Annotated in this window: 8 protein-coding genes; 6 read left to right on the top strand and 2 right to left on the bottom strand. The window is 51.7% G+C overall.

Translation table 11 applies throughout. The features are described 5' to 3' along the window. Window positions 1-288: 288 nt before the first annotated feature. Both H6F59_RS11700 and H6F59_RS11695 read right to left on the bottom strand, forming a co-directional pair. Complete coding sequence (locus H6F59_RS11700; RefSeq protein ID WP_190699290.1) at window positions 289-6,120, bottom strand: non-ribosomal peptide synthetase; 5,832 nt, start codon at window positions 6,118-6,120, stop codon at window positions 289-291. Beyond that, complete coding sequence (locus H6F59_RS11695) at window positions 6,117-9,446, bottom strand: non-ribosomal peptide synthetase (protein WP_190699289.1); 3,330 nt, start codon at window positions 9,444-9,446, stop codon at window positions 6,117-6,119. Before H6F59_RS11695 ends, H6F59_RS11700 begins: the two co-directional genes overlap by 4 nt. Before the next feature lie 476 nt (window positions 9,447-9,922). On the opposite strand from H6F59_RS11695, the gene H6F59_RS11690 reads away from it, so the two are divergent. The 6 genes from H6F59_RS11690 to H6F59_RS11665 all read left to right on the top strand — a co-directional run bounded on the left by H6F59_RS11690 (window position 9,923) and on the right by H6F59_RS11665 (window position 15,257). Continuing rightward, window positions 9,923-10,150, top strand: coding sequence for a hypothetical protein (locus H6F59_RS11690; protein ID WP_190699287.1), 228 nt, complete (start codon window positions 9,923-9,925; stop codon window positions 10,148-10,150). 292 nt (window positions 10,151-10,442) lie between these two features. After that, window positions 10,443-11,294 carry an STAS domain-containing protein gene (locus H6F59_RS11685; RefSeq protein WP_190699284.1) on the top strand — a complete coding sequence of 284 codons (852 nt, stop codon included), beginning with the start codon at window positions 10,443-10,445 and terminating at the stop codon, window positions 11,292-11,294. Between the two features lie 13 nt (window positions 11,295-11,307). Further along, window positions 11,308-11,724 carry an STAS domain-containing protein gene (locus H6F59_RS11680; protein ID WP_190523641.1) on the top strand — a complete coding sequence of 139 codons (417 nt, stop codon included), beginning with the start codon at window positions 11,308-11,310 and terminating at the stop codon, window positions 11,722-11,724. Further along, window positions 11,711-12,109, top strand: a complete 399-nt coding sequence (locus H6F59_RS11675; protein WP_190699903.1) for an anti-sigma regulatory factor — start codon at window positions 11,711-11,713, stop codon at window positions 12,107-12,109. Before H6F59_RS11680 ends, H6F59_RS11675 begins: the two co-directional genes overlap by 14 nt. Window positions 12,110-12,123: 14 nt before the next feature. After that, a complete protein-coding gene (locus tag H6F59_RS11670) occupies window positions 12,124-13,131 on the top strand; it encodes an ATP-binding SpoIIE family protein phosphatase (RefSeq protein ID WP_190699283.1) in 1,008 nt (335 codons plus the stop codon). Continuing rightward, a complete protein-coding gene (locus H6F59_RS11665) occupies window positions 13,128-15,257 on the top strand; it encodes an ATP-binding protein (protein WP_190699270.1) in 2,130 nt (709 codons plus the stop codon). The genes H6F59_RS11670 and H6F59_RS11665 overlap by 4 nt, the downstream gene beginning before the upstream one ends.

The following is a 15,257-nucleotide window of genomic DNA, read 5'->3' as shown; positions in this document are numbered from 1 at the left end:
AAGTCGCTAAAGGTTTTGAGCTGGGGTTGGGCTTATACCACGGGCGATCACCTACTGCTCGATGCCACTATTTTACCGGGTGTGCTTTTTGGCAGTGGATTGGGTATGGCTGGCCGCCCAGCCTATAGGGGCAGGCCTACTCCAAAAGACAGCGGAAAATTAGATGTTCTGCTGGCATCAGGTTAGTTATTCAAACATCTGAGCTCGGTGATTGCAATCGTTAAACTAATTGAGAGTAATGGGAAAAACTCAATATCGTAACTTTTTGAAGTTAGAGAAACACTGTATCTATGCCAAATAACGTCTGAGTTGTTCCGCCAGAACTTGCACATGAGGCTGTTTTAGCAACGATAAATGGTTGCCGGGGACTTCGTGCAGTTGAATGTCCTTCACTAATTCACTCCAGCCCAATGTTTCATCAGGTTGACTAGCATCTGATTGTTCTGCGGCCCTAAATAGCGCGATCGCGTGAGAGTAAGGCTGAGGCACATAATCGTTGGTCGCCTGACTATTCGCATAGACAATGGGCAGCATGGCGTTGATGGCGGATTCATTTAATAGACGCAATCGAGACTCTTCAGGAATTAATCGGGTGATGGCTGACCATTGCCAGCGAGAAAACCACGGCTTACCTTGCAGGCGGTGGGTCGCTAGAGCGCTAAAGTCTAGCAAAAATGGCAGGGTAGACCAGAGGGCAGTTTTCACTAGAAACTTAAAGCTCTGACAAAGAGAGGGTTTGGTGCAGGGAGCCGTAGTATCGAGAATTGCCAACAGTTCAACTGTTTCGCCTGCTTGAGTGAGTTGTTGCGCCATCTCATAGGCAACCAATCCCCCAAAAGACCAACCTCCTAGGTAATAAGGCCCATGAGGCTGAAGGGTTTGAATGGCTTGAATGTAATAGGCCGCGATTGCCTCCATTCGGTTTAGGGGCTGAGATTTGCCGTCTAACCCGAGGGGTTGTAACCCATAGAAACTGCGATCGCTTTGCAGGTGATGAGCGAGTTCCATATAGGGGAATACGACCCCAAACATAGGATGCACACAGAAGAAGGGAGGACTGCTGCCGCCCAAAGCCAGGGGAACCAGCGGCGAAGTAGGGGATGGGGTGACTGTGTTAAGTGCTGGCGCTTCCGGTTGGGGAGGAACGGGAGCAACCTGAGCCGGCTGGTTTAGCAAAGTCGAGGATTTGCGTCGGTAAGCGGTGCGATCGAGCCGAACGAGGGGAGGAGTGCTTGAGGTGGTATCGCGCAACGCGTCGAGAATGGGCGCTAGCTGGGCAATAGTGGGAGCGGCAAAAACGTTTTTGAGCGGGAGTTCTAACTCAAAGGTGTCGCGGATGCGAGAGGTCATTTGGGTCGCGAGTAGGGAATGCCCACCCAACTCAAAAAAGTTGTCGTGACGGTTGATATGCTTGATCTGTAAGAGTTCTTGCCAAATCTCAATGAGAGCGGTCTCGGTTGAGGTTTGGGGGGCGCTTGCCGTAGGTGAATCGTTGCTGTAGGTATGGTCGAGCGGAGGCAGGGCGCGCCGATCGACCTTACCACTGGAATTCAACGGCAGGGTGGCTAACGGCACAAAGGCAGCAGGAACCATGTAGTCGGGTAACGTCTGGCTGAGATGCTGCCGTAGTTCAGGAATGATGTGCCGAGCGACATTCGCCTGAAGTGGATGGTTGGTGTGCTGGGGCGAGCGCTTCCTAGGCCATAGTGCAGTATCCACTACATCAACCCCACGACGAATCAGCGCCACATCATAATCTCCAGTCTCGGGCGATGCTGACCACGTAATCTCTACTGTGTAGGGCAATGTTGTTTCTAAATTCCACCAGTCTTGCGGATCGATTGCTGAGTTTGCAGCGTCTTGCAATAGCTCGCGCATGCGGCCAACGGTCTTGGGCGCTTCTTTATTCTGAAGCCAGTTTGCTGTTGCCACAGCAGCATTCACTCGGCTATTGACCACATTCGTGATGGTCAAGATTTCTGGTTCGGTGGCCAGGAGTTGTTGCTGGATCTCTTGGACGGTCACTGGCTGATGCTTCCAGTTAAGTTGCTCCCCTTTGTTGTCTTTAATAACGGTTTTAGGTTGGGTTTCATGCTTCAGCCCAACCTCATGAGATTGCTCCATTCGCAGCAAAACGTTGTAGCGAAACTGAGTCATCTCATTTTGACTGCGCCCTCGAGTCAGGCGAATGTGAACCTGCTGAATTTGGGCGAACTGCTCTTGCAGCACATAAAAGAATGCCGGATCAATAGCCAATTCTGGTTCTTCAAACTGCGATCGCTCGACTTGATGCCAGAGCTGCGATCGCTCCATGCTGTCGTCTGCCTGAACAAATTTCATCCAGCTATGGAATGCCGATAACAAAGGTAGGTTTCGCACATCTCCAACGAATAAGGCACCGCCCACCGCAACGGCTTCAATCGCTTTTTTTAAGACCTGTATTAAGTAGGTCTCATCGGGAAAATACTGCACAACCGAATTCAAAATTACGACGTCAAACGACCCTAGATCAATCCCTTCAAAGTCGGTTGCCATGCGCTGCAACAGCTCAACGTGGGAGAGATTGAGCGAGTCTAGTTGATGTTGAACTGATGCCAGGGAGACAGCCGAAAAGTCTGTGCCTACATACTTTTGACAGTGCGGCGCAATTTGAAACAGCAGCAATCCTGTACCGCACCCAATTTCCAAAACGCGTTTAGGTTTTAGCGCGAGAATCTGCTGTACGCGATCGCCCACCCACTCCTGCATCTGCTCTAGCGGAATGGGCTCTCCGGTATAGCTGCTGTTCCAGCCGGTAATATCAAAGGGTTGGGGGTTGGAAGCTGGGGGCTGAGAGGGCGCTGGTGATTGGTAAGTTTGGTTGTAGAGGGTTTGCCACTGTTGCAGATGTTGAGTTTGGAGCGATCGCACACTCGCTTCTTGCAGATACTGAGGAGCAAGGCTGAAGTAGGCAATCAGAGACGAGGCAGCGGAGGGGATGACAACGGCATCTTGAATAGCAGAATGACGCTGTATCGTTGTTTCAATTTCACCCAACTCAACCCGAAAACCTCGGATCTTGATCTGGTGATCGACTCGACCAAGAAATTGAATAGTGCCGTCACGGTTGTAGAGGACGCGATCGCCAGTTTTATAGAGGGTTTGGCGCTGTTTATTGGCTGTAGAGAAGGCGCTTTTTAACTTAGCACTTAGTTCTAAGCAGTCAGCATTAACAAACCTTTCCGCCGTCAACTCCGGGCGGTTGAGATACCCTTGCGCCACCCCTACTCCGCCAATGTACAACTCCCCTGGAATGCCTGCCGGAACAGGATTTAAGTGAGCATCCAGAACGTAGACTTGAGTATTAAGAACGGGGCAACCAATCGTCAGGGGATTGTCGCCGGGATGGAGTTCGGCAACTGTTGCCCAGATGGTGGTTTCGGTGGGTCCGTAGGCGTTGAAGAAGCGGCGGTTGACAGCCCAGCGATCAATCACCTGGCTAGAGCAGGCTTCTCCCCCGGTGACCAACACCTGAAGGTCAGGCAGTTCCCCAGGAGGCAAAACGGCGAGTACGGCTGGCGTAATTAGGGCGTGAGTGATGGCATTTTCTTGCAGAAATTCTATTAGCGCTATACCCGGCAATTGGGCAGACCGAGGAGGAATATACAGCGTGCCGCCAGAGCCGAGGGCGAGGGCAATCTCGAAAATAGACGCATCAAAGCTGAGAGAGCTAAATTGCAAAACTCGACTAGTGCGAATGGGCTGAAAGAGCTGTTGTTGAGCCTGTACAACGTTACACAAGCCCCGATGAGAGAGCAAAACTCCTTTAGGAGTGCCCGTGGAGCCAGAGGTATAGATGACGTAGGCTAGATCGGAAGAGCCCTCACCCCCTGGCCCCCTCTCCCAGTGACGAGAGAGGGGGAACCGACCTGGAGGAGTTTCTTCTAGCTTCAGGCTATTCTCTTTCTCCCCTTCTCCCTGATTGGGAGAAGGGGTTGGGGGATGAGGGCACAACGGCTGATCTAAGCAAACAATGGTTGCCGAAGTCGCCGGTAGGGATTCGGTAAGCCAGGATTGTGTGAGCAGGATGGAAACTTGGGTGTCATTGAGAATGAATTGGAGGCGATCGCTCGGATAAGTCGGGTCTAGCGGCACATAAGCTCCTCCCGCTTTGAGAATGCCGAGAATGCTAATCACCATATCAGCAGAGCGATCGACACATAACCCCACTAGCGAATTGGGCTGAACCCCCATTTTTCGCAAAATTTCTGCTAACTGAGCGGCCTGACAATCGACTTCCTGGTAAGTAAGAGTTTGAGATTCGGTGACAAGGGCGATCGCGTTTGGACCTTGTTTCGTGTGGGCTTCAACAATGTGATGAAAGTAGAGTGGCTTCTCGCTGAGTTGCCCCTGATGAGAAACTTCAGCTGCACTTCCGATCCCTCCCTTATTGAGGGAGGCTAGGGGAGATCTCCCAAAGCTCCAGTCATACAGAATCTGCTGATGTTCCTCGGGCGTGAGCAACGGCAGGTCTGACAATCGGGTATCTGGATTCGCGACAATTCCTTCTAGCAGCGTTTGAAAATGACCCACTAGACGAGCAATTCTATCGCGATCGAATAGATCAGTGCTGTAGGAAATGAAGCCGCTCAAACCGTCTTGCGATCGCCACACACTTTTCAATCCGTGGGCAGGTTCCCACAGGTGAATCTCTAGATCAAAGCGGGTGCTGGCAGACTCCAGAGGGGCAGGTTCTAGCGTCAGTGCTGGTAGCTCCAGAGATTGCACAGGGGCATTTTGCAAGGCAAAAGCAACCTGAAACAAGGGATTGCGGCTCAGATCGCGATCGGGGTCTAATTCTTCAACCAGTTTCTCAAAGGGTAAGTCTTGATGCTCATATGCTCCCAGAGCAACTTGACGAACCTGCTCCAGCAATTCGCGAAAGGTGGGGTTACCCGACAAATCCGATCGCATCACCAAACTGTTCACAAAAAAGCCAATTAGCCCCTCTACCTCACTGCGATGACGGTTGGCAATGGGTGACCCGATCGCGATATCTTCTTGCCCTGTGTATCGGTAAAGCAAGGTTTGAAATGCTGCCAGCAGGGTCATGAACAGAGACGCTCCAGACTGCTGGCTGAATGTCTCTAATGCTTGGGAAAGGGTAGGAGAAATGTGTAAAGGATAAGTCGCGCCTCGATAGGTTTGAACAGCAGGACGGGGGCGATCGCTGGGTAACTTCAGCACAGGCAAATCTTGCAATTGTTGCCGCCAATAGCTCAATTGTTTCTCTAAAACCTCTCCCTGCAACCAGTTGTGCTGCCAGCACGCAAAGTCAGCGTATTGAATTGGCAAGGGAGGGAGAGTCGGCAAACGCTTTTCTACAAATGCCGTATAGAAATAACCCAATTCTCGAATCAATACCCCCAAAGACCACCCGTCGGCAACAATGTGATGCATGGTTAGCAACAACACTGATTCCGCTACATCAAAGTGCAGCAATGTCACACGCAACAGAGAATCGGTCGTCAGGTTAAAGGGGCGTTGGGCTTCAGCTGTCGCCAATTGTTGCCGAATGCGATCGCGTTCACCAATCGCAACCGACTGTAAATTCACCACAGCAAGCTCGACATTGGCGTTGGGTTCAACGACTTGAACGGGTTGCCCATCCACGATTGTAAATCGGGTGCGCAGGGCACCATGACGGCGCACAATTTCCTGAAGCGATCGCTCTAATGCCGAGCGATCGAGGGTTCCCGTTAAACGAATGGCGGCAGGCACGTTGTAGAAAGGGTTGTGGGGGGCGAGCTGGTAGAGGAACCAGAGTCGCTGTTGGGCGAAGGAAAGAGGAGCGGATGGGTGGGAGGGTGGATGGGTGGGAGGGTGGATGGGTGGGAGGGTGGATGGGAAACTGTTTTTTGACTGCGATTCTTGGATATTTGGGTTCGTTTGTAGGTAGATGATGAGTTCGGCTTTGTGGTCGGTGAGTTCTTGACGGAGGGTGGGGGTGAGAGTGCCTTCGGGGGCGTTGCAGCGGAGCCGGAATGGGTGGGGAGAAACAGCGGGGTCGGGTTCGAGGGAGAGCTTGATATCTAGGTGGTTGAGGTGAGAAATAAAGTCAGCGATCGCCCAGTTGGTCATAGATCTATTTCCTCACGTCGTTGAGAATTGGCTCCGCTTTGATCGCTGGTTGAAGCGGTTTCGGGTTGAAGCGTTGCCTGAATGGCGGTGATTTGTTGTGCTAGTTCAGCAATGGTGGGGGTTTCAAAGATGCTGCGCAGAGGCAACTCGACGTGTAAGCGATCGCGTACCCGTGAAACGAACTGAGTGGCCAACAAAGAATGTCCTCCCAGCTCAAAAAAGTTGTCGTGAATGCCCACGTGTTGTTGTCCCAATAGCTGCATCCAAAACTCTACTAGAGTCGTCTCTAAAGACGTTGTCGGAGCCGTCGTTGCGCTGAATGCTGCCCGATGCAGCGTTGGTGGGGGTAATGCTTTTTGGTCTACTTTACCGTTGGCGGTTAAGGGAAGCGAGTCCAGCACAACAAATGCCGCCGGAATCATGTAGGCAGGGAGCCGTTTTTTTAGCAGCGATCGTAGTTCTCGTTCGGTTGGGGCTTCCCCTGTACTGGGCACAATGTATGCAATCAACTGTCGATCTTGGTCGATCTCCCGTACAACGACAACGACAGATTGTACCGATGGATGTTGTGCGATCGCTTGCTCAATCTCGCTTAGCTCGACTCGAAACCCGCGAATTTTGACCTGATTGTCTACACGACCTAAAAATTCTAGATTGCCGTCGGCGTGATAAAGAGCGCGATCGCCTGTTCTATATAGGATTAAATTCTGGTGCTCGTTACAAGCTGGATTTAAGTTTGATAGCTTTGAGCAAACAAACTTTTCATCGGTCAACTCTGGATGGTTCAAATATTCGTTTGCCAATCCATCGGCGCCTAAGTATATCTCACCAACTACCCCAGCAGGAACAGGGTTTTGATGGGCATCCAGCACATAAACCTGAGTATTGGCAATCGCTTTGCCAATGGGGATGGTGGTAGCAGTTTCTGAAATCTCCTGGATCTCATACCAGGTGGAAAAGGTGGTGTTTTCTGTGGGACCATAAACGTGCAGCAAGTGTTGGGGCTTGCCTTGCTGCACTAGCGATCGCACCCGATCGACATTCACTGTCTCACCGCCAAAAAGCAAATACTTGAGCGATCGAAAGGCATCGGGAATCTGACTAACGGTTTGGTTCAACAGAGCAGTGGTGAGAAACAGAATGCTAATATTTTGCTGCTGTAAGTTAGCAGCAAAATCAGCGGGAGACAGCGTGATTTCTCGCTCAATGCCAATCAGGTGAGCGCCGTTTAACAAGGCACCCCACACTTCGAAGGTGGCGGCGTCAAAGGCAAGATTGGCCACCTGCGCCACGCGATCGTCACCTGTAATCTGCACATAATCGGTATTGCACACCAACCGATTTACCGCTCGATGGGGCACCACAACGCCTTTTGGGGTTCCTGTAGAGCCAGAGGTGTAGATGACGTAGGCGGGCTGATCGGCGGTACAGGAAGTGGATAGATTCTGGTCTGATTCCTGGGCGATCGCGTCCCACGATTGCTCCAAGCAAACCACCTTGGTGGTCGCCGTTTGCAATTCGTCTACCCAGTTTGCTTCCGAGAGAATGACAGTAATGCCCGCATCCTCCACCATAAAGCGCAGCCGTTCTGCCGGATAGCTGGGGTCGAGAGGTACGTAAACTCCCCCCGCTTTGAGAATTGCCAACATGGCAGCGATCGCCCCTATGCCCCGTTCCAAGCAGATACCGACGGGCATTTCCGAACCAATGCCCAATCGTTGCAAGTACCGCGCCAGTTGGTTGCTGCCCTGATTCAACTGCTGATAGGTGAATTGTTGGTTGCCAAACTGCAGGGCGATCGCATTGGGTCGTTCCCTCACCTGCGCTTCAAACAGATGATGAATGCACTCATTGCTAGGATATTTGGATTGATTGCTGCTCCAACGGCGGAGCAATGCTTGTTGGTCTTCAGTAGTTAGTAATGGCAGGGCAGAAAGAGGCGTATTTGGGTTGGCAACAATTCCTTCTAGCAACGTTTGAAAGTGCTCGAGAAGGGATGCGATCGCGCTTGCCTCAAACAGCTCAGTGTTGTAAATCACCATCCCCCGCAACCCGTCTGAGTTTTGCCAACCCTTACCCCACAAGTTTCTAAAGTTGTCGCCACAGGTCCAAAGGTAAAATTCCAGATCGAAGCGGGATGTCTTGATTCCCAAATCTACTGGACTGAGAATTAGCCCCGGCAGTTCTAGCTGCGTCATGGGTGTGTTTTGCAGAGCAAACACCACTTGAAACAGGGGATTTTGACCGAGGTTGCGAACAGGTTGCAGTTCCTCGACCAGTTTTTCAAACGGCAAATCTTGGTGATCGTAGGCGGCTAGGGTAACTTCTCGTACTCGCTCTAACAATTCCAAAAACGTCGGATCGCCCTCTACGCTAGTTCGTAGAACCAAACTATTTACAAAAAAGCCAATCAGCCCTTCCAATTCACTCTGGTGCCGATTGGCAATGGGAGTGCCGATCGCTAAATCGGTTTGTCCGGTGTAGCGGTGCAGCAGGGTTTGAAATGCTGCTAATAGGGTCATAAACAGCGTCACCTCCGCCTGTTGGCTCAGGTTTTCTAACGCCTCCAATAATCGCTGAGGCAGTTCTAGCAATTGACTTGCGCCCTGATGTTCTTGGGATAAGGGTTGCCCTAATGCGGGCGACAACGCACCCGGCAACTGCAGAACTGGGATATCCTTTAACTGCTGTTTCCAATAGCTCAACTGAGTATTCAACACATCACCCTGCAACCATTCCCGCTGCCAGTGAGCAAAATCCGCATATTGAATTGGCAATTCGGGTAGTGCGACGAATTTGTTTTCGACCGAAGCAGCATATCCCTCACCCAGTTCTCGAATCAAAACACCGCTCGACCATTCATCAAAAATGATGTGATGTAGCGCAATTAGCATTAGATGTTCGTCATCTTGCAATTGCCACAGTTGCACCCGAAAAAGTGGCCGTTGATTGAGGTGAAATGGGTGTTGAAGAGTTTCCCAAATGTCTTGTAACGCTATGGCTTCGCGCTGGTTGGCGGGGTGCGATCGCAGATCTATTAACGGCAGTGGCACATCCACCTGAGCGGCGACGACCTGCATTAACTGACCATCAACGACATCAAATGAGGTGCGCAAAATTTCGTGCCGCTGCGCGATCGCCTGCATACTGTGCTGGAGGTGCGATCGCTTTAAATGACCGCTAAGCCGAAACACCAGAGGACTCGTATAGAGAGCATCTCCCGGAAGTAGCTGGTCAATAAACCACAAACGCTGCTGGGCAAACGAGGCGGGAAAGACAAAAACATCTTCCTCGATGTGCGCCTGAGTCGGTTCATCTACAATCATTCACACCTGCACAGTTGAGCCCCACTCTGTTGTAGGGAAAAAGAAGGATCAAGAATTATGCTTTAAGGTAGATTTCGACTAAAATTTCTGTGTCTTTTTGTTGCGCATCCGTTAATAAAGGGCTTCGTGACGCTGAATGCACCTATTTACACGAAATATTTTCAACCTTCCTCTTAAAATCGCAGCGATTTTAGGCGGGCTAGTGGATACTATTAAGCTCAATCTGCAAGGTGCATTCGTTAAAGTCATGGTTTAGTCGAGGACAAGATGACTATGTCTAGCAATTTCACTGCACTAAAACAAAAGTAATTTGTCGTTGAGCGACAAAAGCCATGGTGTCCAGTAAGCGGACCATCAGCTGGCTTCTCATCAAGCGTCAATACCTAGACATGTACCTTGACGGATCCGTAAGCACTCGGAAGGCGATCGCCAATCTTCCCCAAACCCTTTTGGATTTTGCAGTGGCTGGTGATGGCATGGCTACGAAACAAGGATGGTGGATTCGACGGTTGTGGTTGAGTCTAGGGTATGTGGTTCTGCTGTGGTGCATAACCTTGGTGACTGGGTGCGATCACCCGCTCGCTCCAGAGTCATCACGCCACAGACCGGGCAACTATTGGGCGATCGCTGCGGCCTTATCGACCGGCTATCCCTGCCAGGCTGCCCTAGATCAGGTGGCAAGCTTTTTTGGGGTTTTGGGTTGAGTGCCTTGGTCGTTAGCGACAGAGGGCGGTAGATGAGCGCACTGGAGCGATCGCTCGGCGTCAACCGTGCATTAGGGTGCTCGCTGTTGGAACAGCGCCACCGTCGTGCGCTTTAGCCTGAGTGAACCTTAGCCTTCGCACTGCACAATTTTTCCCCAGGAAAAACCAACAGGCTGGAATAGCCATACACTGATATGAATGTTCCACATCTGCCATTGGAAGGACACCCTGTTCGCCCCTCAAAGCAGATTTAGAACGAAACTACACTGGTCTGGATGAAGGAAACTGCCTCATGGAAATGACTCACACCAGTAAGATACCGGAGATACTGAAAACTCATGAGGCAGAACTGCTGTCGGAGTGGAATCAGGAACTAATTGCTACAAACACCCGCAAAGGGTTGATTAAAGAAGCAGAGCTACAGGTAGAGTGCCGAGAATTTCTCAAGTTGCTCCGCGTCGCGGCTCAATCCGGTAACTTGAGCAATATTCAGGCGCTCGAATGGCGAGAGGTGCGGGAGCTGCTGACTAGCATCTCGCGATCGCGCTCCCACAAAGGCTTCACGCCCTCTGAAACGGCTACCTTTATCTTTTCATTCAAACGACCGCTCTTTGATTGTCTGCGGAAGCAGCTGCAAAACTCCGCTGAGCTAGGCGAAGAGATTTGGCAAGCCACTAACCTGCTCGATCGCCTCGGACTTCTGGTGGTAGAAGCCTATCAAAAATCGCGAGAAGAGGTGATTTTGCGGCAGCAGGAAGAAATGATGGAACTGTCTACGCCAGTAGTCAAACTTTGGGAAGGCATTTTGGCCTTGCCGATCATTGGTACCCTCGACAGCGCCCGTACTCAGGTCGTGATGGAGTCGCTATTGCAGAAGATTGTCGAAACCGGCTCAGAAGTTGCCATTATTGACATCACTGGGGTGCCGACCGTCGATACGCTGACCGCTCAACATTTGCTGAAGACGGTTACCGCCGCTCGCCTCATGGGCGCCGACTGCATTATTAGCGGCATTCGACCTCAAATTGCCCAAACGATCGTATATCTCGGCATCGATTTAGCTGATGTAACCACAAAAGCAACCTTAGCTGATGCCTTTCTCATGGCATTAAGGCGAAAGGGAACCACCATCACCCGCAAGTAGGTTAGAGGAAAGAATGGAACGGATTCCCATCCTTCAAATGGGCGAATTTCTGCTCGTCACCATTCAGGTCGACATGCACGATCGCCTCGCAATGACACTACAAGATGACCTGACCAATCGTATTAGTCAAACCAACGCCAGCGGGGTTTTAATTGACATTTCTGCGCTAGATATTGTCGATTCTTTCATCGGTAGAATTTTAGGCAACATTGCCAAAATGTCACAGGTCATGGATGCTGAAACGGTGGTTGTTGGCATGCAGCCTGCCGTCGCGATTACCTTGGTGGAGCTAGGGCTTTCCCTCACCGGCATTCGCACAGCATTGAATGTGGAAAAGGGGATGACACTGTTGCAGGCGACGGTCGCTAAATCCGCGAATGATCGATTCATTTCTACGGAATGGGACATGGAAGACGATGCAGAAGATTGAGGAGATAAAAATTCAATCTTCTGCGGATGTGGTTTTGGTTCGACAAGCCGTGCGCCAGTTTGCCATTGAGCTTGGCTTTGGTTTAGTAGACCAAACCAAAATTGTCACTGCTGCCAGCGAGCTCGCCCGCAACACCCTAGATTATGGAGGAGGGGGAACCGTTCAGTTAGAAACGCTTCAGGACGGCGGGCGGCGCGGTCTCAAGCTCACGTTTGAAGATCAGGGGCCGGGCATTCCAGATATTGAAATGGCGCTCAAGGATGGCTTCACCTCAGGGGGCGGGCTGGGGATGGGGTTAGGGGGTGCAAAACGGCTAGCCAACGAGTTTAAAATTGAGTCTGTGGTAGGAGAAGGAACGCGAATAATCGTCGTACGCTGGAAGTAATTCGAGGTTATCAATTGAATGAATCTACGGCGATCGCCATCACCGAGCAGAGTCAAACTGGGGAAGCACGGCGAGCCTCTCTAGCATTAGCCACTCGGCTTGGCTTTGAAGAGACCGAACGGGGCAAGGTTGGCCTTTTGGTAACAGAGGTGGCGAACAACCTCATCCGGCACGCAGGTCGCGGAGTGATTGTGCTGAGGGCGATCGCCCAAGATGACATCATCGGCATTGAAGTTTTGGGGCTAGACCAGGGTTCTGGCATGGTAGATGTGGAAGAATGCCTGCAAGATGGCTTTTCTACCGCCGGAACATCGGGCAATGGGCTAGGCGCAATTCGCCGCCTCTCTGACTTCTTTGAAATTTATTCGCAGCCCAATAAGGGAACGGCACTGCTCGCTCATATCTGGGCAAAAACGTCTCCCCATTCGTCACCCAAAATCATTGAAGTTGGTGTGGTCGCTTTACCCAAGCTGGGCGAGGAGGTTTCAGGGGATGCCTCGGCTTGGGTAGGGGATGAGCGCCGCAGCCTGTTTCTGGTGGTCGATGGTTTAGGCCATGGTCCTGCGGCGGCCAGCGCGGCGACCGCCGCTATCCGCGTGTTTCACGATTGTCATCACCAGTCGCCCCAGCGCATTGTCGAAGCGGCCCACGCGGCGTTACGCAGCACTAGAGGGGCAGCTCTGGCGATCGCCGAAATTAACTTTGAGCAGCAGACCGTTTGCTTTGCGGGCATTGGTAATATTGCGGCCAGCATTTCTTCCGCCACCGAACACCACAACATGATGTCTTACAACGGCACCGTGGGCCATGAGGTTCGTAAGATCAAGGAGTTTACCTACCCCTGGTATCTCAACGGGCTGCTGACTATGCACTCCGATGGCATCAGTACCCAGTGGAATCTCGATCGCTACCCCGGCCTAAGTCAAAAGCATCCCAGCTTAATCGCCGGTGTGTTACACCGTGATTTTCATCGTGAGCGGGATGATGTGACCATGCTGGTGGCGAAAGGAACGGGAGCATGACAACCCTTTTCACCCTAGAAATCCACTACGAACAGGATGTGGTGCAGGCGCGGCAGCGCACCCGCGAGCTAGCAGAACAGCTGGGGTTCGACGGGCAAGATCAGGCGCGGCTAGCCACGGCGGTTTCAGAAATTGCCCGCAATGCGTTTCAGTACGCCCAGGGTGGCACGGTGACATTTGACCTGGAGGAAAGCCCCCAAACCTTCCTCATTCAGGTGCAAGATCAGGGCGGGGGCATTCCGCATCTGAACGATATTTTAGAGGGACGCTACCAGTCTTCTACCGGCATGGGGTTAGGAATTACTGGCACGCGCCGGCTGATGGAGTCCTTCGAGATCGAATCGACCGAGCAGGGAACCACCGTGAAAATTAGCAAAGCCCTACCCAAGCGATCGCCCATTTTCACAGATTTAGAATTGCAGCAAATTCGGGAGGCCGTCGTGGGGCGATCGCCCCAAAACCCCTACGACGAAATTCAGCGGCAAAACCAGGAACTGCTGCGGGCGATGGCCGAACTTCGCAAGCGAGAGGAAGAGCTCACCTACCTCAACCGCGAGTTAGAAGACACCAATCGAGGCGTGATTGCCCTATACGCCGAATTAGACGAGAAAGCCAGCTCTCTGCAACAGGCAAACGAGCTCAAAACTCGCTTTCTTTCTAACATGAGCCACGAGTTTCGCACGCCGCTCAACTCAATTTTGTCCCTCTCTCGCATGCTGCTGACTCGGATGGATGGAGAGCTGTCCCTAGAGCAAGAAAAGCAAGTGACGTTTATTCAAAAGGCGGCCGATGGGTTGTCAGAGCTCGTCAACGATCTCCTGGACTTGGCCAAGGTAGAAGCCGGCAAAACCGAGGTGAATCCCAGTGTCTTTGAAGTGAGTGACCTGTTTGCCACCCTGCGGGGCATGCTGCGTCCGCTGCTGGTTCAGGGTTCCTCTGTGTCGCTCGTGTTTGATGAACCCGATGGTCTGCCCTCGCTCTATAGCGACGAGGGAAAAATTGCTCAAATCCTCAGAAACTTTATCTCAAACGCGCTTAAATTTACGAAGCAGGGAGAGGTGCGAGTCACCGCTGAGCAAGCCGGTCAGATGATTCAGCTCTCGGTGTCTGATACCGGCATCGGCATTTCACCGGACGACCAGGAGCGCATCTTTGAGGATTTTGTGCAAATTGAGTCTGAGCTGCAAAGGCAGGTAAAAGGAACAGGGCTAGGACTGCCGATATCCTCCAAGCTAGCCGAGCTCATGGGGGGCAACGTTTCCGTTCAAAGTGAACTGGGTCAAGGGTCTACCTTCTCAGTCTGCATTCCGATCGTCTACCCTAAAGTGACAGAGCTACCGGACTCACTACGACCAATCACTTCCCTAAACCCAGCTCGCCTGCCCGTTCTGGCGATCGAAGATCATATTGAGACGCTATTTATCTACGAGAAACACCTACAAGCGTCTAGATATCAGCTAATCGCTACCCGCACCTTGGCCCAAGCCAGACAGGCCCTACAGCAGCTTCAGCCAGCCGCGATCGTGCTAGACATCTTGCTAGAAGGGCAGAACGGCTGGACATTCCTGCGAGAGCTTAAAAGCGATGAGGCGACTCGCAACATTCCCGTGTTGGTGATTACGGTCGTAGATAACGAAAAGCAGGCCACTGCCCTAGGAGCTGATGGATTCTTGATTAAGCCTGTAGATCAATTGCCCTTACTCACCAAGCTCAATCGGCTAGTCGGCCAGGGCAAGGCTCAGAAACTCTTACTTATTGATGATGACCCAGCTTATCGATATGTGGTTAAACAGTTGTTGACCAATTTGCCGTTACAGTTTTTGGAGGCTGCCAATGGACGGGAAGGATTGTCCGTAGCAGAGAGTGAACAACCCTCAGCCATTCTGCTTGACCTTGAAATGCCCGAGCTGAGTGGCTTTGAAGCGCTTGAGCAGCTTCGGCATAACCCCGCTACTCAGTCCATCCCTGTGGTTATTCACTCATCGACCCAGTTAGATTTAGAAACCCGGAGCCGTTTAGCCCAACAAGGTGTCGCTATCCTATCTAAGGAGAAAACATCTCAAGCAGAAGCAGCCTCTCACCTTCGAGAAGCACTCGCTAAAGCCGGACTCGTCTTAGATGCTTGA

Origin of the sequence: Nodosilinea sp. FACHB-141 (assembly GCF_014696135.1) — a bacterium.
Classification (GTDB): domain Bacteria; phylum Cyanobacteriota; class Cyanobacteriia; order Phormidesmidales; family Phormidesmidaceae; genus Nodosilinea.
The sequence above is the reverse complement of the archived record's forward strand: the minus strand, read 5'-3'. Positions and strand labels throughout refer to the sequence as shown.